Raw genomic sequence first — 25593 nt, 5'->3', positions numbered from 1 at the left:
GGGGGCAGACGTAGAGGTTGAAACTACGATACACCCAGAAGCGCCCCACCTTGCTGATTGCCCCCACGGGGCAAACTTTGGTGACAACCCAGGGGATTCAGCCCCTGTAGCCGATACGATGAATGCCGCACATCACCCTACCTCGGCGTCGCTCCCCCTCAAGTGCCGTCATGGGAAAACGGCTCCTCTGACACTTTACCTGGGCGACGCGCCTCTTCTGGCTTACGCACCGGGTGCGCAAGTAGGCTGATAGGAATAGCCGGTTATTGCGCTTGTGTCAACGGTCAGACGTTGAGGTATTTTCAATTTGCACTAACGCTATCAGCGTGCAGGGCATGGCGGGAACAAAACCGGTGCCTATCGGTTGCAGTTTGCCGTCCTCGCCTTGGCACAACAGCGGAATAACGCCCTGATGTTTTTCCAGATATTCCAGCCAGCCAAAGTTTTCGTTCAGCTTGGTGGCTTTGATGGTGGCGCCTTTGGCGATCAGACTGCTCAACCGGCCGTAGGTAGCCTCTTGATTGAACAGGATTTCGTGCCGGCGGAAGCGCGAGCTTTCCGCGCTGTTGCCGCGCCCTTTCAGCAGCGCACCGGAGCGAATGGCGAAGACCTGGTCGTCACCGAAGAGATGGCTGAAGTGGTATACCGCCAGCGCATTCTGATGGCGGTTGGGCGAGAGCGCCAACACTTGCGCGGTATCACTCAGATCGAGATAGTTCTCGGCATGTTCGGAGTAAGCATGCCCATAATAGGCGGGAATACCCTCCATACGCGCCTGGCGGTAATATTCCCAGCTGCTGTCGGTGACGAGCACCGGGATATTCATTTTGATCAACGCCTGCGCCAGCATGCGCGCCACGCTGTTGGCACCGACGATCAGCACGCCACGCGGTTTTTGCTGCTGTACTCGCAGCCAGCGCGCCATCATGCCGCTGGTCAGGCTTTGCAACACCACGGTGCCGATGATGACGGCGAACACCACGGTCACCAACCGATCGGCGCCCTGATAACCGCTGCGTTGCAGCGTTAGGGCGAACAACGAGCTGACCGCTGCGGCGACGATGCCGCGTGGGGCGATCCAGCACAGCAGCAGGCGATCGCGCCAATGCAGGGAAGAACGCCAGGTCGACACCGCAATGCACAGCGGCCGGGCGATAAACTGTACCGCCAGCAGCAGGCCCAACAGCGGCCAGCCCATGTTCCACAGCGCATGAATATCCAGCCGCGCCGCCAGAATGATAAACAGCGCAGAAATCAGGATAGCCGACAGTTCTTCCTTGAATGCCAGAATGTCGCTGGTATCCACGTCGCGCATGTTGGCCAGCCAAATACCCATTACCGTCACGGTCAGCAGACCGGATTCGTCGGCAATGGCATTGGACACGCCAAAGGCGGTCAACATGATCGCCAGCACCGCCAGGTTTTGCAGGTAGCGCGGCAGCCAGACGCGGCGCAACGCCACCCCCAACAAATAACCGAACAGCGCGCCGATCGCCAGGCCGACGGCGGCGGTAATGCCCAGCGTCCAGAACAGGTGGGTATAGGACTCCGAATGCTGCTTCAGCACGATGAATTCAAATACCAACAGGGTGAAGATAGCGCCAACCGGGTCGATCACTATCCCTTCCCAGCGCAGCACCTGGTTGATATTGGCATTGGGCCGCACCACGCGCATCAGCGGGGCTATCACCGTAGGCCCGGTCACCACCGTCACCGCGCCGATCAGCGCTGCCAGCTCGGGCGGAAAGTCCAGTAGCCACCAGCAGGCGACGCTGATCACCAGGAAGGTCATCAGCATGCCGATGGTCACCAGGTTACGCACCACGCCGCCGAGGCCGCGTATCTCCTCTACCCGCAGCGTCAGCGCGCCTTCAAATAAAATGATCGCCACCGACAGCGACACCAGCGGGAACAGCAGATCGCCGAACAGTGCGTCCGGCTGGACCAGATGCACCGCCGGCCCCAGCACGATGCCAAACAGCAGCAGCGGCAGAATGGCAGGTAAGCGCAGCAGCCAGGCCAGCCATTGCGCCAGCAGTGAACTTAAACCGATGATCACCAACATCAGTGGGGCAGATAATTCCATGGCGGAGGTCCTTCTCTAATTGGCTATCAGCAACAATGGCACATTTCAGTGACAGTTCGGCAACCCCGATAACAGGCTGTTATCCAAAAGTATAGGGGAATGGCTGAAACGATGCAGGGGACGTTTGACAGTTAGCGCCTATCGCAAGAAAAGAGATCATAATCACAGTCGAACAGGCTACAATCGGACAATCACGTCACATTTATTCTCAAGCCTAAGAGTGTTGCTATGAAAAATATCAATCCTAGTCAAACCGCTGCTTGGCAAGCCCTGCAGCAACATTTTGAACAGATGAAAGACGTCCGGATCAGCGATCTGTTCGCTCAGGACAAAGAGCGTTTCTCCCGCTTCTCAGCCACCTTCAACGATCAGATGCTGGTGGACTACTCTAAAAACCGCATTACCGCAGAAACGCTGGAGAAGCTGCAGGCACTGGCGAAAGAGACCGATCTGCAAAGCGCGATCAAATCGATGTTTGCCGGCGAGAAAATCAACCGTACCGAAGACCGTGCGGTGCTGCACGTTGCCCTGCGCAACCGCAGCAACAGCCCGATTATCGTTGACGGCAAAGACGTGATGCCGGAAGTGAACGCGGTGCTGGCCAAGATGAAACAGTTCTGCGACCGTGTGATTGGCGGCGACTGGAAAGGCTACACCGGCAAAGCGATTACCGACGTGGTGAATATCGGTATCGGCGGTTCGGATCTCGGCCCTTATATGGCTACCGAAGCGCTGCGTCCTTACAAAAATCACCTGAATATGCATTTTGTCTCCAACGTTGACGGCACCCATATCGCCGAAACGCTTAAACCGCTGAACCCGGAAACCACGTTGTTCCTGGTGGCGTCCAAAACCTTCACCACCCAGGAAACCATGACCAACGCCCACAGCGCGCGCGACTGGTTCCTGAACACCGCCGGCGATCAAAAGCACGTGGCGAAACACTTCGCGGCGCTGTCCACCAACGGCAAGGCGGTAGGTGAGTTTGGTATTGATACAGCCAATATGTTCGAGTTCTGGGACTGGGTCGGCGGCCGTTACTCGCTGTGGTCGGCGATTGGCCTGTCTATCGCGTTGTCGCTGGGCTATGAGAATTTCGAACAGCTGCTGAGCGGCGCGCACGAGATGGACAAGCACTTCGCGCAAACGCCGGCGGAGCAAAACCTGCCGGTACTGCTGGCGCTGATCGGCATCTGGTACAACAATTTCTTCGGCGCAGAAACGGAAGCGATTCTGCCGTACGACCAGTACATGCACCGGTTTGCCGCTTACTTCCAGCAGGGCAATATGGAATCGAACGGCAAATACGTAGACCGTAACGGCAATCCGGTGGATTACCAGACGGGCCCAATCATCTGGGGCGAGCCGGGCACCAATGGTCAGCATGCGTTCTACCAGCTGATTCACCAGGGCACCAAACTGGTTCCTTGCGACTTTATCGCGCCGGCCATCAGCCACAACCCGCTGAGCGACCACCACGCTAAATTGCTGTCGAACTTCTTCGCGCAGACCGAGGCGCTGGCGTTCGGCAAGTCGTTGGAGGTGGTAGAAGAAGAGTTCGCCGCTCAGGGCAAGACTGCGGAAGAAGTCAAACACGTGGCGCCGTTCAAGGTGTTTGAAGGCAACCGCCCGACCAACTCCATCCTGCTGCGCGAGATCACGCCGTTCAGCCTGGGCAGCCTGATTGCGCTGTATGAACACAAGATCTTCACCCAGGGTGCGATCCTGAACATCTTCACCTTCGACCAGTGGGGCGTAGAGCTGGGCAAACAGCTGGCTAACCGTATCCTGCCGGAGCTGGCGGGTAGCGAGAAAGTCAGCAGCCACGACAGCTCAACCAACGCGCTGATCAACCGCTTTAAAGAATGGCGTTAATAGCTGTATCTGATTGATGCCAATAAAAAACCCGCCGCGGCGGGTTTTTTTACATCTGGATGATTACAGATTGATAGGCACTTCGAAACTGATGCCTGCGCCCACGTCATCGGCGGTGCTGGCATTGTTATCGGTATACCACAGGCTGGTATCAAACTTGACCTGGGAATCCAGGGTGTAACCCCAGCCGAGCTGAATGCCTTTCAGCGTGTCGGATTTCGGGAACGCCTGGTTGATTGACTGGTTCTGCGGGTTCACTTTGGCGTATACCAAACGGGTGCTCCAGCGTTGGCTGTCATCCAGTACCAGTTCTACACGGCCGGACAGCATTTGGCCATCGCCGCCCATCGCATGGCCCAGCGGATAACCCTGCTGATAGTAGCCGCCTTTGTAGATGTAATGGTTATACACATAGTTTTTGCGGTTCATATCGGCGCGGGTATCAGCCCCTTCGATAGACCAGTTGATGGTGGTCGTGCCCCATTCTGGATGCCCTTCCAGCCCCAGTAAATAGGTGTTTTGTGACGGCAACATACCCGCTTCGTCTTCACCTACCAACTGACCATACAAGCTTACCGGCAGGCCAATCAACGGCTGCATTTTCAACTTGAAGTCGAAGCCGGCAAGCTGGTTACCCGGATCGTTGCCTTTGCCAGAGTCATCGTTATCATTACCGGCAAACGCATTCCAGAAAGAACTCCAGGACTGAGGCCGACCTTCACCCCCCCATTGCATGATGCGTGAGGCACCCAATTCTACGAAGTCGGTCGGCATCATGGTGAAACGACCGCCAATCAGCTTGGTATGGGGAACTGCAGCATATTGCGACAACTGGCCTGCGGTCAGTTGGTACTGCCAGCGGCCAATCCACGACAGCCAAGGCGTTTCAAACGGAGACTGGTCGGCGCGTTGCAGCATAAAGCCAGCCACCGGGCGAGCGGCGTCGGAGCGAATCAGGCTGCCGTCGTAACCCGGGCCCCACCATTGGGAGACTTCACCGAAGGACAGCCATTGGTTCCAGATTTTTACTGCACCGTAGGAGCCATTCAGGTTGAATTTTGAACCGTCGCTGACGCGTTGATCGCCCTCGACAGAACCTTGTACACGCACGTCCCAGAATTCGCCGTTGGCACCTGCGCCGATAGTCAGGCGGTCATCAGCATATTCATTCTGGCCGAAGCCCTGCGGGGTGCCGGGTTTGTCGGTAGAGGCGTAGCCGCTGACGCGGATATTGGCTTTCAGGGAATCGACACGGCGCTGAACGCGGTCAATGACGCTTTTCTCGGTACTGGTTACCGGCTTGGCTTGTGAAATAACCGAGCTGATTTCTTCCTGGCTCAGCGGCCAGGTGGACAAGCTGACGTTAATCACGCCGCGGTCTGACAACCAGGCAAGATCGTTACGCAGATCGTTATCAGGAGTGACCAAGCCGGCGGCGTGGCCGGTTAATGCACAGGTAAACAGGCCCGCCGCGACCAGTCCGTTAAGTTTAGCGCGCATAAAGAATTCCCTTGTTAATTCGAGGTTATTAGTTTTATGTAAAGATCTATGTCCCATCATAGTTGACATTTCAATTTGCTACAAATATATCAACCAGAAATATCCTAATGTAACTGATTGAATTAAATTGAGTTTAAAGTGATTTCATCAAGGGCAATAAATTTTAAGATAATGCCTATGTTAGGATGCGCGGATAATTTCAGTGGTATTTAAGGGGAGTTCTTATGGCGAAAACATCGCGCTCGATAATGATTGCGAAGGGGTTACAGCGGGTGCTGAACGTTGGGCTGCTGCTGGCGGCGATCCTGATCGTTTTTTTGGTGAAAGAAACTATTCACTTGGCGAAAGTATTGTTTGTAAACAGTGAGGAATCATCGTCCTACTTGTTGATCGAAGGCATCGTGATTTACTTCCTGTATTTTGAGTTCATCGCCTTGATCGTCAAGTATTTTGAATCGGGATATCATTTTCCGCTGCGTTATTTCATCTATATCGGCATCACCGCGATTATTCGTTTGATCATAGTGGATCATAAGAATCCATTTGATACCTTGATTTATGCCGGAGCGATATTGCTGCTGGTAGTGACTCTCTATTTGGCCAACACCGACCGCTTAAAACGCGAATAACCGACATAAAAATGGCGGCCCATAGGGCCGCCGAAGACACAGGTATTGATTACCCGTCGTCTTTCAAGCTACAGCGTTGTTGACTGCACTAGCACACTCCAGTTACTTACTAAAGTAAGCGCCTGGGGATGAGCGAGCTGGTCGCCTAGCTGTAACTTGATATCCATAGGGTAAAGAAAATAAACCTAAGTACATCAAGCGCATTGCAGTGGCAAAAACCTTAACCTTTCACTCCACCGGCCGTCAGGCCACCCACCAGCCAGCGTTGAGCCAGCAGGAATACGGCGGTAATTGGAATGGCCGACAACACCGCCGCAGCGGCAAAGTCGCCCCATAAATAGTTTTGCGGGTTCAGGTATTGCTGCATCCCTACCGCCAGCGTGTAGCTGTTGACGTCGCGCAGCAGCAAAGACGCTACCGGTACCTCGGTAATCGCGGCGATAAACGACAGAATAAACACCACCGCCAAAATCGGCACCGACAGCGGCAATAGCACCAGGCGGAAGGCCTGCCACGGGCTGGCGCCATCCAGCGCCGCCGCTTCCTCCAGCGAATTGTCGATGGTTTCGAAATAACCCTTGATGGTCCAGACGTGCAGCGCAATACCGCCCATATAGGCGAAGATCACCCCGCCGTGGGTGTTCAGACCGATAAACGGAATGTACTGGCCCAGGCGATCGAACAACGCGTACAGCGCCACCAGCGACAGCACCGCCGGGAACATCTGGAAAATCAGCATGCTTTTCAATAACGTGCTTTTACCGCGAAAGCGCATGCGGGCAAAGGCATAGGCGCAGGTAGTGGACAGCGTGACGATGCCGATAGCGGTGATCACCGCTATCTTGATCGAGTTCCACAACCACAGCAGTACTGGGAACGGCGGTGGGGTGACGCTGCCATCGGCGTGCGTCACGCTCATGCCGAGCGCCAAACGCCAGTGATCCCACGAAATCTGCTCCGGTATCAGGCTGCCGGTAGCAAAGTTGCCGGAGCGCAGTGAAATCGTCACCACCATCAGCAACGGGAACATGATCAGGGCAATAAAGCACAGCATCAGGGTGTGAGTCATCCACAGGCGCAGGCGCTGGGATTTGGGTTGGACCATAGCCATTATTTTTCTCCCTAGTCGAAGTTCATCTTGCTGGCTTTAAGGTTCAGGATCGCCAGGGCGCCTACCAGCAGGAAGATCAGCGTGGCAATCGCGGCCGCCAGACCGAAGTCTTGCCCGCCGCCACCTTCAAAGGCGATGCGGTAGGTGTAGCTGACCAGCAGGTCGGTATAACCGGCCGGCGTGGTGGTGCCGATCATGTCCGGCCCGCCGTTGGTCAACAGCTGAATCAAGACGAAGTTGTTAAAGTTAAAGGCGAAACTGGCAATCATCAGCGGCGTCAGCGGCTTGATCAACAGCGGGAGAGTGATGCGGAAAAAGTTCTGCATCGGGGTGGCGCCGTCCATTGCCGAGGCTTCGTACAGATCATCGGGGATCGCTTTCAACAGCCCCATGCACAGGATCATCATGTACGGATAACCCAGCCAGGTGTTGACGATCAAAATCATGCTTTTGGCGGTAATGGGATCGCTGAACCAGGCCGGCTTGATGCCGAACAGGTGGCTGAGCATCATGTTGATTTCACCGAAACTTTGGTTAAACAGCCCCTTGAAAATCAGAATCGAAATAAACGACGGCACCGCGTAGGGCAGTATCAGCATGACGCGGTACACCGCTTTGCCTTTCAGCGCTTCCCACTGCACCACGCAGGCCAGCACCATGCCCACGGCCACGGTGAGGATCACGGTCATCACCGAGAACACGATGGTCCAGATAAAGATCGATACGAAGGGTTTTTTGATGCCTTCATCCTGCAAAACGCGCAGGAAGTTTTTCCAGCCGATGGTGACGGTATATCCCGGGCTAAGGGTTTCTTTGGCCCAGTTGCCGTCAGCATTCAGTGCCTGATAGAAACCAATGTCCGGGTTCGGCCGGTATTGAATATGGGTCTGTTGGTCGGTCAGCACCTTGCTGTCTTTATCCAGCAGATAAAGCGGAGAGGTGCCGGAAAACTGGCGCAGTGAACTCATGCGCAGCTCGCCGCCTTCCGGTAACTGCGCTACCAGTTGGCTCAGTGCCTGGCGGTTCTGAGTAATGACCCGCAACGTGGCGCGTTCTCCTGCCGGTTCGGCGTTTTCCGCCGTCAGTTTCAGCGTTTGCGGCGCGTTGGCGTCAAAGCTGAACGGCCCGGAAATCAGTTGTTGGCCACTGTCGGGGTGGGTTAACTGCAGACGCCATTGTTGGTTTTCTGCCGGATACAGGCCGAAGGTAAAGGTCTTTCCGGTCTGGAACTGGCGTTGCATCAGCACTGACTGGGTGCGCTCAAAGGTGAGCTGGTTGGTGCTGCTGTAGTTGGTAAAGGCGATGGCGATGGTGCAAATCAGCGGAAACAGGACAAACAGCCCCATGCCGGCGATGCCCGGATAGACGTAACGCCAGGCGTAAGCGCGGCGGTTGGCAAAGACGTAAAGCCCGGCGCTGGTGAGGATCAACGTGAGAATGGCAAACAGGTATTCACCCTGTGCATACATCAACACAATCAGGTAGCAGGTAACCAGACTGAACAGGCCGATCACCAGCCATTTCAGTACGTCACTCTGCCACCACTTCGACTTCTTGCGCGCAGGCGACCCGGCGTGAGCTAATTGCATAGGGCGTTCCTTTCTGTGGATCAACAGCGGGGCGTTTTGGTGCGCCCCGCACAGCGTCGTTTGTTACTTGGTAATACGGGTTTGCACGTCATCCAGCGCGGCTTTCACCGTCTGGCGGCCGCTGACGGCGTTGATCACCGCACTGCGTTCGGCGTACCAGAAGGCGCTCATCTGCGGGATATTCGGCATGATTTCGCCGGTCTGCGAGTTTGCCATGGTGGCGGCAATCTTCGGATCTTTCGCCAGTTGTTCCTGATATGACTTCAGCGCCACGGCGCCCAGCGGTTTGTCCTTGTTGACGTCAGCCAAGCCTTCGTTGGTCAGCAGGTAGTTTTCCAGGAATTCGGTCGCCAGCTCTTTGTTCGGGCTGGCAGCGTTGATCCCGGCGGTCAGCACGCCGACGAAGGGTTTGGACGCCTTGCCTTTGAAGGTCGGCAGCAGGGTTACGCCGTAATTGATTTTGCTTTGCTCGATGTTTGCCCACGCCCAAGGACCGTTAATGGTCATTGCGGTCTGGCCTTTGTTGAACGCCGCTTCGGCAATCGAGTAATCGGTATCGGCATTGATGTGTTTGTTTTTCACCAGATCGACGATGAACTGCAGACCGGCCTGTGAACCGGCGTTGGCGACGCCGACGTCCTTGATGTTGTACTTGCCGTTCTCATACTTGAAGGCATAGCCGCCGTCGGCGGCAATAATCGGCCAGGTGAAGTAGGGTTCTTGCAGGTTCCACATGATGGCGCTCTTGCCTTTGGCGCGCAGCGCTTTGTCCAGTGCCGGGATCTCTTCCCAGGTTTTAGGCGCGTCTTTGATCAGGTCTTTGTTATAAATCAGCGACAGCGCTTCTACCGCGATCGGGTAGCCAATCAGCTTGCCGTCATAACGCACCGCGTCCCAGGTGAACGGGAACAGCTTGTCCTGGAAGGCTTTGGAAGGGTGGATCTCGGCCAGCAGGCCGGACTGCGCGTAGCCGCCAAAGCGGTCATGAGCCCAGAAGATGATGTCCGGGCCGTCACCGGTGGCGGCTACCTGCGGATATTTTTCTTCCAGCTTGTCCGGGTGCTCAATGGTGACTTTGATGCCGGTGTCTTTCTCAAACTTTTTGCCGACTTCGGCCAGGCCGTTATAGCCTTTATCGCCGTTGATCCAGATAACCAGTTTCCCTTCCTCGATCTTGGCGAAGGCGGAAGAGGAAAGCACCAAGGTGGTCAGAGCGGAAAGCACCAGCGTACGGGCGGTGGTAAAGCTGCGAGTCATAATCCAATCCTTCTTTTTTGTGGGCACGTAAATCAAGGAGAGAGGTTTCGCAGTAATAGTGGGTCACAAAGCGACACATTCTCATCCTCCCCCTCTCTACGCCCCACGCCTGCGGAGTGTGATCCAGTTAACGTTGCGCCCTATTCTGTGGGGGAAGACACAAAATAGGGTGACGATTTTTGCCAGACGGATCACAGATTTGCTTTAAGCGTTGAACTTCTCGCCGCGACGGTCGTTCTCTCATCCTCCCATCTCCTCCCCCATGAAAAATCTTGTTACGGATGATTACCCCGTGTGGGGATTCCCGCACTATCGGCCACATTGATTTTTCGTCGTCACGTGCAGCAGGGAACCGGATTTATGTCGCTAATGCCTACCGTCACTCAACCCACCTTGTACCGGATCCATCCGGTCAGTTTCCGTGATGGAAACGGGGATGGCGTGGGCGACGTACACGGCATGGTTGCTGCACTGCCTTATCTGAATACGCTGTCGATCGATGGGCTGGTATTGCCGTATGAGCTGTCGGCGCAAGCCGCCGCTGCGGTAGCCGCTCAGGGGCTGGGGCTGTGGTACTGCGACGGGCACAGCCCTGTCCGGCACTCTGTTGCCCCGCAGCAGTACGTCCGCAGCCCGTTGGCGCTGGAGGTCATGCCCTTCAGCATCGAGCGGCTGGTTGAGGTATTGCATGCTCGCCGCGCCACGCTGGCAGACAGCCTCTGGAGCACCGGTGATGCCGACCAGCCACGGGTGGTCAGCCATTGGGGACAGGGGAATTTACGCTCCGCCGATGCGTTTTTGACGCTGCTGGCGATGTTGCCTGCGCCTGTCTGCTTGTATCAGGGCGAGGAACTGGGCCTGCCGCACGCCGCCGGCCTGCGGGATCCGCTTGGCGCGCAAACGCCGATGCCGTGGCACGAGGCGCCGGAACAGGTGACTGCCGGTGAGATCCATTGGTATCAGCAGGTGGCGATAGAGCACCGCGCACTGGCGATTAGTCGTCAACAGCATGACAGCCAATCCACTTTACGTTACTGCCAGTCGCTTCTGGCGCTGCGTCGCTTGCCGGTGATCCAGCACGGTGAGCTGAGCGCAGTCAGCCAAAAGAACGGTGTGGTTCGTTTACTTATTACCCATCAGGATCAATGCCTTGAAGCGCTGATTAATCTGCAGCCTTATACTCAGCCGGCCGCGCCGTCTGAGGCGACCTTGCCACTGGCATGGCAGCACGGCGCGCAGCAAGAGGGTCATCAATGGGTTTTGGCGGGGTTTGCGTCCGCCATTTTTACACGAAATGTTAACTGCGAAAGCAGGGGAGTAACGCATGGCTAGCGTCACACTGCGCAGCGTTTATAAGGCCTTCGGCGAAGCTGTGATTTCCAAAGACGTCAATCTGACCATCGATGACGGTGAGTTTGTGGTGTTTGTCGGGCCATCGGGCTGCGGTAAATCGACGCTGCTGCGCATGATCGCCGGGCTGGAGGACATTACCTCCGGTGACCTGCTGATCGGCGATAAACGCATGAATGAAGTGCCGCCGTCTGAGCGTGGCATCGGCATGGTGTTCCAGTCCTATGCCCTGTACCCGCATCTGTCCGTCGCCGACAACATGTCGTTCGGTCTGAAGCTGGCGGGCGCCAAGAAAGCGGAAATCAGCCAGCGGGTGAATCAGGTGTCGGAAGTGTTGCAACTGGCTCATCTGCTCGACAGGCGACCCAAAGCGCTGTCCGGCGGGCAGCGTCAGCGGGTAGCGATCGGCCGTACGTTGGTGGCGGAACCCGATGTGTTCCTGCTCGACGAGCCGTTGTCGAACCTCGACGCCGCGCTGCGGGTGCAGATGCGCATCGAGATTTCCCGCCTGCACAAACGCCTGCAGCGCACCATGATTTACGTCACTCACGATCAGGTGGAAGCGATGACGCTGGCCGACAAAATCGTGGTGCTGGACGCCGGGCGAGTTGCCCAGGTCGGCAAGCCGCTGGAGCTGTATCACTATCCGGCCAACCGCTTTGTCGCCGGTTTTATCGGCTCGCCAAAAATGAATTTCCTGCCGGTCAAAGTGACCGCCGCAGAGCCGCAACAGGTGCAGGTCGAACTGCCTAACTGCCAGCTGGTATGGCTACCGGTGGAAGGTACGCAGGTTCAGGTCGGCGCGAACATGTCTCTGGGCATCCGCCCGGAACATCTGCTGCCCAGCAATGCCTCTGAAGTGACGCTGGAAGGTGACGTACAGGTGGTGGAGCAACTCGGTAACGAGACGCAAATCCACATCCAAATCCCGGCAATTCGTCAGAACCTGGTTTACCGCCAGAACGACGTGGTGCTGGTAGAAGAAGGTGCAACATTCGCTATAGGCCTGCCGCCTCACCGCTGCCACCTGTTCCGTGAAGACGGTACGGCATGTAAACGGCTGCACCAGGAGCCGGGCGTTTAAAGCATCACAGTCTGTATAACAGGAGAATAATGATGACTACTCTGCGCAAACTTCCTCTGGCACTGGCAATCGCCGCAGGTGTGCTGACCACCCAGGCAATGGCCGTTGATTTTAAAGGCTATGCACGTTCCGGCATCGGCTGGACCGGCAGCGGCGGTGAACAACAATGTTTCAAGGCCACCGGCGCCGACAGCAAATACCGTCTCGGTAACGAATGTGAAACCTACGCTGAATTAAAGCTGGGTCAGGAAGTGTGGAAAGAAGGCGATAAAAGCTTCTACTTCGATACCAATCTGGCTTATTCCGTTTCACAACGTTCCGACTGGGAAGACGTGACGCCAGGCTTCCGTGAAGTAAACGTGCAGGGTAAAAACCTGATCGATTGGCTGCCGGGCGCCAACATGTGGGCAGGTAAGCGTTTCTATCAGCGTCATGACGTCCATATGATCGACTTCTACTACTGGGATATCTCCGGCCCGGGCGCCGGTCTGGAAAACATCGATCTGGGCTTCGGCAAGCTGTCTGCCGCCGTGACCCGTAACTCCGAATCCGGCGGCTCCTACGGCTACTTGGATAATGAGTGGAAAGAACGTCCAACCGTCAACGACACCTTCGACGTGCGCCTGGCCGGTCTGGAACTGAACCCGGGCGGTACGCTGGAGCTCGGCGTGGACTACGGTCGCGCCAACGCGCAGGATAATTTCCGCCTGGCCGACGGTGCCAGCAAAGACGGCTGGCTGTTAACTGCTGAGCATACCCAGAGCATCCTGAGCGGTTACAACAAGTTCGTGCTGCAGTACGCCACCGACTCTATGACCTCGCAAAACAACGGCCGCAGCCAGGGCGCGACCATTAATAACGACGGCAAGATGATCCGCGTGTTGGATCACGGCGCTATCGACTTCAACGATCAATGGGCGCTGATGTACGTCGGCATGTTCCAGGATATCGATCGCGACAACAACAACGGCACCACCTGGTACACCGTGGGCGTTCGCCCAATGTACAAATGGACGCCAATCATGAGCACCTTGCTGGAAGCCGGTTACGACAACGTGAAATCCCAGCGCACCGGCGATCGCAACGGCCAATACAAAGTCACCCTGGCGCAACAGTGGCAGGCGGGCAACAGCATCTGGTCACGTCCGGCTATCCGCGTATTCGCAACCTACGCCAAGTGGGATGAGAAATGGGGCTACGCCAACAGCGATTCCGGTGCCGGTTACACCTCGGGTACCGCGTATAACGACACCAGCGTACACACCTTCAGCCGCGGCAATGACGATGAAGTCACCTTCGGCGCCCAGATGGAAATCTGGTGGTAATGACAGGACGGGGAGGGCCTTGCGCTCTCCCCAACATGTATTCGCCGACGCCGGCTCTCTTGCCTGACCTGCATCGGCGCTGATAGAGGGTATAACAATGAAAAAGAATCTGCTGTCACTCTGCTTGTCACTGGCGTTGAGCCTTGGTGCGCCATTGGCGGCCAATGCTGACACGCCGGCTAATGTTTCCGTTGCCCCGGCCATCAGCGCCGCCACGCTGCAAAGCTTGCCATGGCAACCGCTGGTGCCGCCGGTCAGCCAGGAAGTGAAACTGGATAATGTCAGCCCGCAAATCAATCAGGGCGATATTCAGGGCGCCATTGCCGCCTATACGCTGCCGGCCGATCGCGGTTCGCTGGAAGTTACGCTGAGCAGCATCAGCAAGAATAATTCGATTTACGCGCCAAGCGTGTTGGTGCTGGATGAGCATCTGCGCCCGGCGGCGTATTACCCGAGCAGCTATTTCCCGTACCAACCACCGGGGGCGATGTCCTCCGATCGCCTCGAGGGCACGCTGAAGCTGACCCCGGCGCTCGGTCAAAAACAGATTTATATGTTGGTGTACACCACCCGCCAGGATCTGGCCAAAACCACCCAACTGACCAACCCGGCCAAGGCCTATGCCGCCGGCGTGGGTAACGCGATACCGGATATCCCGGACCCGATCGCCAGCCACAGCGCGAGCGGAACGCTTAAGCTGAAGGTGACCGCTGAACAGGGTTCCGGCAACGTGATGATCGGTATGCTGCAACCGGCGCCGACCGCTGCACCGGTGGTGGTGGGGTCAACCGCGCCAGCCACCGTGGCACCTGCCGCAGTACCGGCCAAGCCTTCGGAGCCGATGCTGAACGACACCGAAAGCTACTTCAATAACAGCATCAGGCAGGCGGTGAAGGCGGGCGATATCGATAAGGCGCTGAAACTGATGAATGAGGCTGAAAGACTGGGTTCCACCACAGCGCGTGAAACGTTTATTGGCAGCGTGAAAGGCAAGGGGTAGTACCCGACGCTGCCGATGCTGGCTCGATGATTGGTGCGCCTCGGCGCACCTTTTTTCATGCGCGGGCCAGCGTTTCGCCAATCAGCGCCAGCAGACGGGCGTTATCTACTTGCTCCATCACCCGTACCGGTTTGCCCTGCGGCTCCGGCATGCCGACCGTCAACCGCAGGCCGTCCGGTCGCCAGCGGCGAGAGCTGCCGCGCGTCATGGCGCCTTCCAATGCCACATCCACATAATACTCCGCGGTGGTCACCAACTGCGGCTCAAGCAACCAGGCAATCACCAACGCATCGTGGATCCAGCAACCCGGCAGGTGGCGGGTCTGGCGCGAATCATCGATCCAGGGCTGGGTAGTGGTCCGCAGATAGCGGCACAGCGGTGTATCCGGCTGCGTCATATGCGCCTGAGTGAGCATGGTTTGCGTAGTGACGTCCAGAGGCGCGAGCGTGATGTTGGCGCCGCTGGTCAGCACCTGTCGGGCGGCTTCAGGATCGAGACCGAAATTGGTGTCCTTAAGGTAACCCTCCACGTTGAACACCCCGCCCATAATCACGATTTCCTTCACCGCCTGCGCCATCTGCGGGTAGAGCTGCAGATCAGTTCGCCAAGGGCCACGGCGGCGTTTGGCGTGACGATCGCCGCCGTGTGCGGGTAAGGGACGTTATGCCACAGGCCCCAAATCCGGCCGGGTAATCGCCCGGTCAAGGTGGGCGCGCCAGGGTTCCGGCGGTTCGCTCAATGCGCTAGCGGCTCCGGCCACGACCGGCACTTGGTAGCCGGTTTGCAGCAGCAGGTGGTTGGCCACGGCAAAACCGACGTCGCGCGGCGTATTGCCCGCTACGATGCTGATCAACTCCAGCGAGATTTGCGGTCTGCCGCGCCACGAATCCGCCTGCCGCTTTTGGATTTCTGCGTTACAATGAATTTCTGTTAACAGTTTGTATGGTCTGGTGTGGCCGCAGGGTGCGGCGTCAGGCCTGGAGTAGAACAATGTCTGGCAATAGGGATTCCATCCTGCCGCCGCTTGAGTGGTTATCTGCGCAACACACCCCGGTACCCGCCGCCGTCAGCGACTGGCTGATGGAGCCAGGATCCATGACCCGCCGTTTTGAACGCCACTGTGGGCGCGTGCACGTTGAACCGCAGCGTGAATGTTTCGTCACCCGCGACCAGTTGGGTGAAGAGGCCGAACACCTGCCGGATAGCCCGCGTTACTGGCTGCGAGAGATAATATTGCTGGGCGATAACCAGCCTTGGCTGCTGGGGCGCACGGTGATCCCGCAAGAGACCCTGACCGGACCGGATCAGGCGCTGGTGGATTTGGGCACGCTGCCGCTGGGGCGTTACCTGTTCAGCAGCGGTGAATTGACTCGCGATTACATTCATATGGGGCGGCAGGATGCGTTATGGGCGCGCCGCTCCCGTTTACGGCTGGCGGGCAAGCCCTTATTGCTGACCGAACTGTTTTTACCGGCTTCGCCTTTGTACGCGGCGGGCAGCGCGGAAATCGCATGATGAGGAGAGGAAATACCTTGGAGGGAAGCGTGACTCAAAGCAAATGGCGGGCATACGGCCATCTGATGCGCCTCGATAAACCGATCGGCAGCCTGCTGCTGCTGTGGCCAACGCTGTGGGCGCTGTGGATTGCGGGGCAGGGTGTGCCGCCACTGTCTATCCTGCTGGTGTTCGTCATTGGGGTGTTCCTGATGCGTGCTGCCGGCTGCGTGGTGAATGACTATGCCGATCGCGCCGTTGACGGCCACGTGAAGCGCACCGCGGGGCGCCCAATGCCGAGCGGCCGGGTGAGCGAGAAGGAGGCCAAGATCCTGTTCGTGGTGTTGGTGCTGGTCTCGTTTGGGCTGGTGCTGACGCTGAACGCCATGACCATCTGGCTGTCGCTGGCGGCACTGGCGCTGGCGTGGATCTATCCGTTCATGAAGCGGGTCACCAATCTGCCGCAGTTTGTGCTGGGAGCGGCGTTTGGTTGGGGCATCCCAATGGGCTACGCCGCCGTTAGCGAGGCACTGCCGCTGAGCTGCTGGCTGCTGCTGCTGGCCAATATCTGCTGGACGGTGGCTTACGATACGCTGTACGCGATGGTGGACCGTGACGATGATCTGAAGATTGGCGTCAAATCCACCGCCATCCTGTTTGGCCGTTACGACAAGCTGATCGTCGGTTTGCTGCAGTTCGCGACGCTGCTGCTGCTGCTGTGGGTGGGCTATCTGGCCCAACTGAGCGGGGCGTTTTATTGGTCGTTGCTATTGGCGGGTGCCTTGTTTATTCATCAGCAAAAGCAAATCGCTACCCGCGATCGCGACGCCTGTTTCAAGGCGTTCCTGGATAATAACTATGTCGGGCTGGTGTTGTTTATCGGTATCGCATTGAGTTATTGGCGGGGCTAACGGTATTTTCGGCAATAAAAAAGGCACCTGACGGTGCCTTTTTGTTTTTGATTATCAATCAATTACTCGGCTTTCTCTTCCACTGTCGCCGTTTCCGGCTGCACGTTGGTTTCCGCCGGCATGCTGACGCTTTCGATAGTCAGCTTGATTTCCGGGGTAATCAAATCGCTCAACATGCTGTACACCTCCAGGGTGTGCTCACGGACTGCATCGCCGATATCGTTGATGTAGCCTTCTTCACGCAGCGTCGCCACCAGGGTAGAGAACACCGCCTTGTCGAAGAACTCCGGCGCATTAATGCCGTGCAGCACCGAAAGGCGCTGGGCCATGATGCGGCTCTCTTTCTCCAGCGCGCCGCGGTTGATACTCGGGTTGGCGCTGAGGATAGACATGGTGATGGCATAGCGCTGCAACGTTTCGCGCACGCCGGCTGCCAGCAACTGCAGAGGGCGAATGCGCGCCGGGTTAAGCACCAGATCCTCGCCTTTGTCGCAGATGAGCTGCTGGCGGATCATTTCCTCGATCAGCGGTCGCAGCACTTCCGGCAGGTGTTCCTTGTCGTTATGCAGGAACAGTTCGGCCTTCAACATCGGGTAAATCAGGCCGATCTGCCGCAGCAGTTCAGTGCGGGACACCCGGCGGTGATGCATCACTATGGTGGCGATCAGCGAAGGCAGCACCAGCAGATGGTGGATATTGTTGCGGTAATAGGTCATCAGCACCGCCTGCTCGCGCGGCAGGATGATGATATCGCCGATGTTATCCTTCTCCACCTCGAACTTGTTCATGTTCAGCGCGTGATCGAGCAGCTCGTCCGGCGTCTGGGTTGGCACGGTGACGTCGCCGGCATAAGGCACGTTGCGCATCAGTTGCAGATAACACTCCAACTGCTCAAGCAGCTGCTCGCGGGTCAGCGAGCGCTGGCGTGAGGCCAGCAGCGCCGTGGAACACAGGTTCATGGCATTGGCGGCGGCCGCGTTGTTGATGCGTACCATGATCTTGGCCGCCAGGTCGTTGACCGTTGGCGTCAGCCAGCTTGGACGTTGGGCTTCGATCGGGTCAATCGATTCGCGCCACTGCGGCACGTTCTGGTTCAGGTAGGTGGTCAACGGCAGCGGATCGCCGAAGTTGACGTAACCCTGGCCGAGATTACGCAGCTTGCGCAGGCCGCGCAGCATCTGCAACAGGCTCTCTTTTTCCTTGGTCGCACCGCGCAGCTCTTTGGCGTAAGTACCTACTTCCATCACGTGTTCGTAACCGATGTAGATCGGGACCAGCGTGATAGGGCGAGTACCACCGCGCAACATGGCCTGGATGGTCATCGACAGGGTGCCGGTCTTCGGTTCCAGCAGGCGCCCGGTACGGGAACGGCCGCCTTCAACGAAGTATTCCACCGAGTAGCCACGGGTAAACAGCTCGCCGAGGTATTCGCGGAACACCGTTGAGTACAGCTTGTTGCCTTTGAAGGTGCGGCGGATAAAGAACGCGCCCAGGCGACGGAAGATCGGCCCGGCCGGCCAGAAGTTGAGGTTGATGCCGGCGGCGATGTGCGGCGGCACCAGGCCCTGGTGATACAGCACGTAGGACAGCAGCAGATAATCCATATGGCTGCGGTGACACGGCACATAAACGATCTCGTGGCCGTCCTGCGCCAACTGGCGCACGCGCTCGGCGTTGGTGACGTTGATGCCCTGATACAGCCGGTTCCAGGTCCAGCTCAGCACGCGATCGGAAAGGCGCACCGTCTCGTACGAGAAGTCGGCGGCGATCTCTTCCATCAGCGCAATGGCGTTCTGCTGGGCCTTTTCATGGGAAATTTTCTTGCTGCGCGCTTCGTCCTCGACCGCTTTTTCGATCGCTTTGGACGCCAACAGCTTATTGAACAGATCCTGACGAGCCGGCAGGCTTGGGCCGACGGCGGCCAAACGTTGACGCGAGAAATGCATGCGCGCCACGCGCGCCAGTTTCTGTGCGATAGTTTTGTCCGTGCCGTGTTCGGTCGCCATTCGGCGCAGCGAAACGGTGTTGGAGAAACGCACGAAGCTGTCGCGGCCCAGCCACAGGACGGCGAAGAATTTCTGGACGCCGTTCAGCAAGCGCAGATGCGGCGTGCCGTGACCTTCGCGGCCTGGGGAACGGCCAAACATCACCGACACCGGCAGCATCTGAATATCGAGATCCGGATTGCTGCGGTGCAGATCCAGATAGTCGTGAAACAGTTTTACCGACTCTTCTTTCGGTGTGTAGTAGCGGAACACGCGCGGGCCATCGTGAATGAACACGTGGCTTGGCAGTACGGTGCCGTCTATCTCCAGCGGATTGAGGGGGTCGGGCAAATCCTGCGCCAGGCACTGGGTGCGCAGCGTCAGTAAATCGGCCTTGGAATTATAAGGTAAAACATACAAAATCGGCCGTGAGGGATCCAACCCTAACTCCGTGACCGGATCTGAAGGGATAACCTTACTTCTTACCAACAATTTGAGTGGTAAATTCAATAATTTATAATAAATTTTACGCCAACCTGACATAACAACGTGAAGCCTCTTGTTAGCAATGCGCCGCAAGCATACCAGAAACCGGGTAGCAGATCTGTGGTGTTGGAAAACCGGGAGCCGGGAGAGTTTCCTGACCCAAGCTCTATAATTATGACTTACCTCTGTGAAAGGCACTAAAAAACATGGCAAACCAAGCAACCGGCCTGACTCGTATTATTAAAGCCGCCGGCTACTCATATAAAGGCTTTTCTGCTGCCTGGCAGCACGAAGCCGCATTCCGCCAGGAGCTGGTGGCGACCGTGCTGGCTATCATACTGGCGATCTGGCTGGATGTGGGTGCGATAGCGCGCATTTTACTGATCGGATCGGTGCTGTTGGTCGTGATCGTCGAGATGCTGAACAGCGCGATTGAAGCCATTGTCGATAGGGTGGGCACGGAACACCACGAGCTTTCCGGCCGAGCGAAAGATATGGGATCGGCGGCGGTAACGCTGGCGATCATCCTGGCGCTGTTTGTCTGGGGTTCGGTACTGTGGCAGCACTTTGTCTGAGTGGTTCGCCCCGTCGCGGCGGGGCGCTAATCCCTGATTTTTATTCATTCTTCGGTTCCCAAGCCGCGCTTACCTGTATATACTCACAGCAAGACTGTATAAACAAACAGGGGGCGGAATGAAAGCACTAACTACCAGACAACAAGAAGTCTATGATCTGATTCGCGATCATATTTCGTCAACTGGCATGCCGCCAACGCGCGCCGAGATCGCCATGCGTCTGGGGTTCCGTTCGCCAAATGCTGCAGAAGAACATCTGAAAGCGCTGGCGCGCAAGGGCGTGATCGAGATCGTCTCCGGCGCTTCACGCGGCATTCGTCTGCTGATGGAAGATGAAGAAGGTTTACCGCTGATTGGCCGCGTGGCCGCCGGTGAACCGCTGCTGGCGCAACAGCATATCGAAGGACACTATAAGGTGGATCCTTCTCTGTTCAAACCGAGCGCGGATTTCCTGCTGCGGGTCAACGGCATGTCGATGCGTGATATCGGCATTCTCGACGGCGATCTGCTGGCGGTGCATAAAACCCAGGACGTGCGGAACGGCCAGGTAGTTGTGGCACGTATTGAAGATGAAGTTACGGTCAAGCGCCTGAAAAAACACGGCAATGTGGTTGAACTGCTGCCAGAAAACAGCGAGTTCCAGCCTATCGTGGTCGATCTGCGTCAGCAGAATTTCACCATTGAAGGTCTGGCGGTCGGCGTGATCCGCAACGGCGACTGGATTTAATCGCTGCGCCTGAACGTCCTCCTCTGATTTAAATCGCCCCAGCTCTGGGGCGATGTCATTTCTGATTCATTCAAACCCTACCGCCACGGGAACATTTCACTATGCGCCTGCTTTCTGCCTTCACCAGCGATACTGATAAAACCCTATGGCGCCTTGCTCTGCCAATGATCTTTTCCAATATTACCGTGCCGCTGCTCGGGCTGGTGGATACTGCGGTGATTGGCCACCTGGATAGCCCCACCTATCTGGGCGGCGTTGCGATTGGCGCCATGGCTACCAGCTTCCTGTTTATGTTGCTGCTGTTCCTTCGCATGAGCACTACCGGACTGGCGGCACAGGCGCTCGGTGCACAGGATCCTCAGGGGTTGGCGCGCGCTTTTATGCAGCCGTTGTTGCTGGCGGCGTTGGCCGGTGTGGCTATTGTGCTGCTGCGCCATCCGTTGATCGATATGGCGTTGCAGATCGTGGGCGGCGATGGCGCGGTGCTGGAACAAGCGCGGCTATTCCTCGAAATCCGCTGGCTAAGTGCGCCGGCGGCGTTGGCCAACATGGTGATCCTGGGCTGGCTGCTTGGCGTGCAATACGTGCGTGCACCGGTGATCTTGCTGATTATCGGTAACCTGCTGAATATCGTACTGGATATCTGGCTGGTGATGGGGCTGAGGTGGAACGTGCAAGGGGCGGCGACGGCGACCGTCATCTCTGAATATGTCACCCTGTTGCTGGGGCTATGGCTTGCCTGGCGGGTGATGCGTATTCGAGGGATTTCCGCGCCGATGCTGCGCCAGGCCTGGCGCGGAAATCTGCGGCGCTTGTTGGCGCTGAATCGCGACATCATGTTGCGTTCACTGTTGCTGCAAGTGTGTTTTGCCTCACTGACCATCTTCGGCGCCCGGCTTGGCGGCGATGTGGTGGCGGTAAACGCGGTATTGATGAATTTGCTGACCTTCACGGCCTACGCGCTCGACGGCTTTGCCTACGCGGTAGAGGCGCATTCCGGCCATGCCTATGGCGCTCGCGACGACAGCCAACTGCGCAAGGTGTGGCGCGCCGCCTGTCGCCAGGCTTGCCTGGTGGCGCTGGCTTTTGGGGGGGTGTATGCCGTTGCCGGGCAGCAAATCATCTCGGCATTAACCTCTTTACCCGAGTTGCGTACGCTGGCGAGCCATTATCTGCCGTGGCAGGTGGTGCTGCCGTTGGTCGGTGTGGGGTGTTACCTGCTGGACGGCATGTTTATTGGCGCGACCCGTGGTGCCGAAATGCGCAACAGCATGGCGGTGGCGGCCGTCGGCTTCGGCCTGACGTTGTTTACCGTCCCTGTATTAGGCAATCACGGATTATGGCTGGCGCTGGCGGTGTTTTTGTCGCTGCGGGGCATTGCGCTGGGCTGGTTCTGGCACCGTCACCGGCTGCGCGGTACCTGGTTTGCGGTGCAATAAGTCCGAGAGTTTTCTAGATTATTGAGTAATTTTATTTATGTTTTTATTTATATTTTCTTACATATCCCGAAGGATATTCCATTCGGGTAGTGCTTTGTTTGTTGGCGTGTTTTTCTGATAAAGTGTTTTTTAATGGATTTTTATTCTGGTTTTTATTCTATTTTCGTTATCTGCGTCTACAATTAATCATGTGGCTGGCTAAATGAATGGGGAGTGGCAACCCTTTGGTTTGCGGTAATAGACCATGAAAATTGCTTGGTTAGACGCCCGGTCAGCACAGCATCAAACTGATTTACGACAGGTTAACGGAGAGACTATGAACAAAGATCAAGCCGACGGTAACTGGAAACAGTTTAAAGGGAAAGTGAAGGAACAGTGGGGCAAGCTGACCGATGACGATTTGGCAGTCATTGAAGGGAAACGCGAACAGCTTGTCGGTAAAATCCAGGAGCGCTATGGCTACCAGAAAGAGGCGGCCGAGAAAGAAGTGAAATCCTGGGAAGACCACAGCAAGTATCGCTGGTAGCGAGCAGGGCCACAGCGTACGGTGGCCGTAATCGACTGTAGCCGGCCTGGCATTTTCATCCCTTTAACGCCACGGCCACAGGTACAGGGAAGTGCCTGACCAACCCCGCTTAATTTATTTCTTCTTGATGGCAATGCTGTGATCGTGCTCGCCGCAATCATGCTTGCTGTCGCAGGCTTCCACTTCAACACAGCCCGAACACAGACCATGCGCTTCCACCACGCTGTGGCGCAGCACAAAACCCGACTCTTTCGCCAGTTTTTGCAGCGTTTCCTCCACCCCTTCGGTGGTGCGTTCAGTCACCTGAGCACAGCGATCGCAGATGAACAACGCGGAGGTATGCATCGGTTGTTCGAAATGATGGCACAGCACGTAGCTGTTGGCTGACTCCACCCGATGAATAAATCCTTGTTCCAACAGGAAATCCAGCGCGCGATAGACCGTTGGCGGTTTCGCCTGCGGTTCAGCCACGCGCAGCAGATCCAGCAGGTCATAAGCACTGATGGCACCGGGTTGTTGTGCCATCAGGCGTAACACTTCCAGCCGCTGCGGTGTCAGCCGCACATTGCGTTGCTGGCAGAGTTGTTCAGCCTGCGCCAACAGTTTTTCCTGGGTGCTTGAGTTCATGGCAAATATCCCGGTACGTAAAAAAACCGATTTTACCATGATTAAGCGCAATCGCCGAGAGTCGCCCCCTTTTCCGCTGATAAGGAGCAACCTGATGCGGAGATATGGCGGGTGCGATGAAAAATGAGTGATAGTTTCACGCGCTACGCCGTCATCTGAGCGGTGGGCAAGCGGCGTGATTCCTTCTCAGGTGGAAAGTGAACGCTGCAAACGCTCTGCCAGCCTGGCCATATCCGCCGCCGGATTATGGCCAATCAGCATAAAGCTGTGGCTGCCATCGGCCCAATACACCACATTCATTCCCTGTCGGCGTTCGCTCTGTGCGGACTCCGGCTTGCCCGGTTGCTGAATAATGCACAGCGCCAGCGGGCCAAACTGTGGGTCCAGCCAGGTCAACTGAGCAATGCGACGATCGTCGTAAGCCAGCACGCGGGCATTTTTCAGCTCTGCGCCGTTCAATGCCAGTTTGGGAGCGGGGAGGGCAATGCCGAGTCGTTCGCCGGTGTGCTGCAATTGACTGGCGAGTAACGCAGGGGAGCTATCGAAGCCCGCCAGCGTTTCCGGGGTGTAAAGCGCCATATATTGGGCCACCAGGCCGCGCCAGTTGTCTTCTGGCTGACTCGCTTGCAGCCAGGCGCGATCGCCCGCGGCCCCCAGCGCCAGAAAACCGACGGCCGCGGCAATCAGGGCACGGCGGCTGACACCGCGTTGTGGGGTTGGAGCGGCAAGTGGCCATCTGGCCTGGAGCCGTTGCGCCGGGGCCTCATCCAGTAAAGGGGCAAACGCCTGTTTGAACGGCAGATTGCTGCGCTCCAGCAGCGACAAACGGTCGGCCAATGCCGGTTCGTCGACCAGGCGCTGTTCCAGGCTGCGGCGCTGCTGGGGATCCAGTTGATTGTCCAGATAGGCAACCAGCAGTTCATCCGCAGTATAGTATGAGCTCATGATCGTTCTCCTTTTGACTGCGGGATATGGGGTTGCAGCACACTGTCGTTTGCAAGCCGCAGACGTGCCGCTGCCAGGCGGCTCATGATGGTGCCGATGGGGACGTCCAGCACCTCGGCCGCTTCCCGGTAAGAAAGCTCTTCTACGTACACCAGGAATAGCGTATTGCGCTGTGCCTCCGGCAAGCGGTTGACCCGCTGCATCACTTCATTGGCCCATATCGTATCTTCACCGTTTTCCTCGCCGGCCAGATCGTCGGCATCGACAAAACCCTGCCCCTGACGGATATGCCGGGCACGGACTTCGTTCAACCAAATGGAATGCAGAATCGAAAACAGCCAGCGATCCATACGCGAGCCCAGAGTAAACTGTGCGGCGCGCTCCAGCGCCCGCACACAGGTGGCTTGAACCAAATCGTCGGCGATATCCCGCCGGTGGGAGAGCACTAAACCATAGCGCCACAGGCGGGAAAGATATTGGCCGATTTCGTTGCGGATTGCGTCGTTGCTGATGCTCGCCTCCGGGCCTGGCTGCCTTATGATTCGGGATGGTGATCGATGGCCGCCGCCAGGTCGCGGTACTCTTCGCAACCGGTGCCGCACAGTGACTGGATCACCGTGAGTTGTTCTTTCGCCAGGTCCGGACGGCCTTTCACCATATAGGCTTCACCCAAGTATTCGCGGACTTTTGGGTAGTTGGGATCGAGCGCTACTGATTTTAAATAGTAGCCGATCCCTTCATCCGTGCGCCCGAGCTTGCGGGTGGCGTAACCCCGGTAGTTCAATGCCACGGCGGTGTTGGGGTTTTTCAGGGTGTTCAGCACGTCGAGGGCATCCTGATAGCGGCCGCTTTTTGCCAGTGCATAGGCGTAGTTCGCCCGATCGTTGTCGCCGATCATGCTGCTTTTATCCACCATGCAGGTCTTGGTTTTTGTATCGTATATCTGGCCTTTCGGGCAGGTCGGCGTGGTTTGGCCGCTGCCGTCACCCCCCATTGCCAGGGCCGCGCCGGAAAACAGCAGAGAGCCGGCAATCACGGGCAGCAACAGGCGTTTAACGAAACTGTTCATGGT

At 57.0% G+C, this 25593-nt stretch carries 22 protein-coding genes, 1 pseudogene and 1 riboswitch; of the genes and pseudogenes, 12 read left to right on the top strand and 11 right to left on the bottom strand.

Features of this window, described 5'->3' with window-relative positions; genetic code table 11:
- Positions 1 to 30: 30 nt before the first annotated feature.
- Positions 31 to 225: riboswitch (Lysine riboswitch) on the bottom strand.
- 52 nt (positions 226 to 277) lie between these two features.
- Positions 278 to 2086 (bottom strand): cation:proton antiporter, encoded by a 1809-nt coding sequence (locus JEM67_RS25180; protein WP_199635669.1) that lies wholly within the window; start codon positions 2084 to 2086, stop codon positions 278 to 280.
- A gap of 228 nt (positions 2087 to 2314) precedes the next feature.
- Here JEM67_RS25180 and pgi point away from each other — a divergent pair, with 228 nt between their 5' ends.
- A complete protein-coding gene (gene pgi / locus JEM67_RS25175; RefSeq protein ID WP_199635670.1) occupies positions 2315 to 3961 on the top strand; it encodes a glucose-6-phosphate isomerase in 1647 nt (548 codons plus the stop codon).
- Positions 3962 to 4024: 63 nt separating this feature from the next.
- Here the strand turns inward: pgi and JEM67_RS25170 are convergent, their stop codons facing one another.
- On the bottom strand, positions 4025 to 5461 hold the full coding sequence (locus JEM67_RS25170; protein ID WP_013814759.1) for a capsule assembly Wzi family protein: 1437 nt from the start codon (positions 5459 to 5461) through the stop codon (positions 4025 to 4027).
- A 224-nt stretch (positions 5462 to 5685) separates the two neighbouring features.
- Between JEM67_RS25170 and psiE the strand changes: the two genes are divergently transcribed.
- Positions 5686 to 6090, top strand: a complete 405-nt coding sequence (psiE, locus tag JEM67_RS25165; protein ID WP_199635671.1) for a phosphate-starvation-inducible protein PsiE — start codon at positions 5686 to 5688, stop codon at positions 6088 to 6090.
- A gap of 220 nt (positions 6091 to 6310) precedes the next feature.
- Here psiE and malG read toward each other — a convergent pair whose 3' ends face one another.
- The 3 genes from malG to malE all read right to left on the bottom strand — a co-directional run bounded on the left by malG (position 6311) and on the right by malE (position 10047).
- Positions 6311 to 7201 carry a maltose ABC transporter permease MalG gene (malG, locus tag JEM67_RS25160; RefSeq protein WP_004948829.1) on the bottom strand — a complete coding sequence of 297 codons (891 nt, stop codon included), beginning with the start codon at positions 7199 to 7201 and terminating at the stop codon, positions 6311 to 6313.
- An 11-nt stretch (positions 7202 to 7212) separates the two neighbouring features.
- On the bottom strand, positions 7213 to 8790 hold the full coding sequence (gene malF / locus JEM67_RS25155; protein ID WP_199635672.1) for a maltose ABC transporter permease MalF: 1578 nt from the start codon (positions 8788 to 8790) through the stop codon (positions 7213 to 7215).
- Positions 8791 to 8853: 63 nt separating this feature from the next.
- Complete coding sequence (gene malE / locus JEM67_RS25150) at positions 8854 to 10047, bottom strand: maltose/maltodextrin ABC transporter substrate-binding protein MalE (RefSeq protein WP_199635673.1); 1194 nt, start codon at positions 10045 to 10047, stop codon at positions 8854 to 8856.
- Between the two features lie 360 nt (positions 10048 to 10407).
- Here malE and JEM67_RS25145 point away from each other — a divergent pair, with 360 nt between their 5' ends.
- The 4 genes from JEM67_RS25145 to malM all read left to right on the top strand — a co-directional run bounded on the left by JEM67_RS25145 (position 10408) and on the right by malM (position 14806).
- The gene (locus tag JEM67_RS25145) at positions 10408 to 11379 is read left to right on the top strand and encodes an alpha-amylase family glycosyl hydrolase (protein ID WP_199635674.1); all 972 of its coding nucleotides are present in this window, start codon (positions 10408 to 10410) and stop codon (positions 11377 to 11379) included.
- Complete coding sequence (gene malK, locus JEM67_RS25140; RefSeq protein ID WP_199635675.1) at positions 11372 to 12481, top strand: maltose/maltodextrin ABC transporter ATP-binding protein MalK; 1110 nt, start codon at positions 11372 to 11374, stop codon at positions 12479 to 12481. Before JEM67_RS25145 ends, malK begins: the two co-directional genes overlap by 8 nt.
- Before the next feature lie 29 nt (positions 12482 to 12510).
- Entirely contained in the window at positions 12511 to 13806 is a 1296-nt protein-coding gene (locus JEM67_RS25135) for a maltoporin (protein WP_143760047.1), read from the top strand.
- Positions 13807 to 13903: 97 nt separating this feature from the next.
- On the top strand, positions 13904 to 14806 hold the full coding sequence (gene malM, locus JEM67_RS25130; protein WP_199635676.1) for a maltose operon protein MalM: 903 nt from the start codon (positions 13904 to 13906) through the stop codon (positions 14804 to 14806).
- 55 nt (positions 14807 to 14861) lie between these two features.
- On the opposite strand, the pseudogene JEM67_RS25125 reads toward malM, so the two are convergent.
- Positions 14862 to 15680 (bottom strand): annotated as a pseudogene (locus JEM67_RS25125) (nucleoside hydrolase); the annotation flags it as partial.
- Positions 15681 to 15796: 116 nt separating this feature from the next.
- On the opposite strand from JEM67_RS25125, the gene ubiC reads away from it, so the two are divergent.
- Together ubiC and ubiA are read left to right on the top strand one after the other, a co-directional pair.
- The gene (gene ubiC, locus JEM67_RS25120) at positions 15797 to 16321 is read left to right on the top strand and encodes a chorismate lyase (RefSeq protein WP_199635677.1); all 525 of its coding nucleotides are present in this window, start codon (positions 15797 to 15799) and stop codon (positions 16319 to 16321) included.
- 17 nt (positions 16322 to 16338) lie between these two features.
- The gene (gene ubiA, locus JEM67_RS25115; protein WP_013814751.1) at positions 16339 to 17211 is read left to right on the top strand and encodes a 4-hydroxybenzoate octaprenyltransferase; all 873 of its coding nucleotides are present in this window, start codon (positions 16339 to 16341) and stop codon (positions 17209 to 17211) included.
- Positions 17212 to 17273: 62 nt separating this feature from the next.
- On the opposite strand, the gene plsB is transcribed toward ubiA, so the two are convergent.
- The gene (plsB, locus tag JEM67_RS25110; protein WP_199635678.1) at positions 17274 to 19739 is read right to left on the bottom strand and encodes a glycerol-3-phosphate 1-O-acyltransferase PlsB; all 2466 of its coding nucleotides are present in this window, start codon (positions 19737 to 19739) and stop codon (positions 17274 to 17276) included.
- A gap of 149 nt (positions 19740 to 19888) precedes the next feature.
- Between plsB and JEM67_RS25105 the strand changes: the two genes are divergently transcribed.
- The 4 genes from JEM67_RS25105 to JEM67_RS25090 all read left to right on the top strand — a co-directional run bounded on the left by JEM67_RS25105 (position 19889) and on the right by JEM67_RS25090 (position 22949).
- Complete coding sequence (locus tag JEM67_RS25105; protein ID WP_013814749.1) at positions 19889 to 20257, top strand: diacylglycerol kinase; 369 nt, start codon at positions 19889 to 19891, stop codon at positions 20255 to 20257.
- 118 nt (positions 20258 to 20375) lie between these two features.
- Positions 20376 to 20984 (top strand): transcriptional repressor LexA, encoded by a 609-nt coding sequence (gene lexA, locus JEM67_RS25100; protein ID WP_004948794.1) that lies wholly within the window; start codon positions 20376 to 20378, stop codon positions 20982 to 20984.
- A gap of 101 nt (positions 20985 to 21085) precedes the next feature.
- Positions 21086 to 22423: an MATE family efflux transporter DinF gene (gene dinF, locus JEM67_RS25095; protein ID WP_199635679.1), complete on the top strand. Its 1338-nt coding sequence runs from the start codon at positions 21086 to 21088 to the stop codon at positions 22421 to 22423.
- Between the two features lie 316 nt (positions 22424 to 22739).
- Positions 22740 to 22949 (top strand): CsbD family protein, encoded by a 210-nt coding sequence (locus JEM67_RS25090; RefSeq protein WP_004948789.1) that lies wholly within the window; start codon positions 22740 to 22742, stop codon positions 22947 to 22949.
- Between the two features lie 114 nt (positions 22950 to 23063).
- On the opposite strand, the gene zur is transcribed toward JEM67_RS25090, so the two are convergent.
- The 4 genes from zur to JEM67_RS25070 all read right to left on the bottom strand — a co-directional run bounded on the left by zur (position 23064) and on the right by JEM67_RS25070 (position 25590).
- A complete protein-coding gene (gene zur, locus JEM67_RS25085) occupies positions 23064 to 23576 on the bottom strand; it encodes a zinc uptake transcriptional repressor Zur (protein ID WP_013814747.1) in 513 nt (170 codons plus the stop codon).
- Between the two features lie 186 nt (positions 23577 to 23762).
- On the bottom strand, positions 23763 to 24521 hold the full coding sequence (locus JEM67_RS25080; RefSeq protein WP_199635680.1) for an anti-sigma factor family protein: 759 nt from the start codon (positions 24519 to 24521) through the stop codon (positions 23763 to 23765).
- On the bottom strand, positions 24518 to 24967 hold the full coding sequence (locus JEM67_RS25075; protein ID WP_013814745.1) for an RNA polymerase sigma factor: 450 nt from the start codon (positions 24965 to 24967) through the stop codon (positions 24518 to 24520). The genes JEM67_RS25080 and JEM67_RS25075 overlap by 4 nt, the downstream gene beginning before the upstream one ends.
- 89 nt (positions 24968 to 25056) lie before the next feature.
- Entirely contained in the window at positions 25057 to 25590 is a 534-nt protein-coding gene (locus tag JEM67_RS25070; RefSeq protein ID WP_013814744.1) for a tetratricopeptide repeat protein, read from the bottom strand.
- Positions 25591 to 25593: the final 3 nt, after the last annotated feature.

It is taken from the genome of Serratia sp. PAMC26656, assembly GCF_016469055.2.
Lineage (GTDB): Bacteria > Pseudomonadota > Gammaproteobacteria > Enterobacterales > Enterobacteriaceae > Serratia > Serratia plymuthica.
This window is presented reverse-complemented; position numbering and strand designations above follow the sequence as displayed.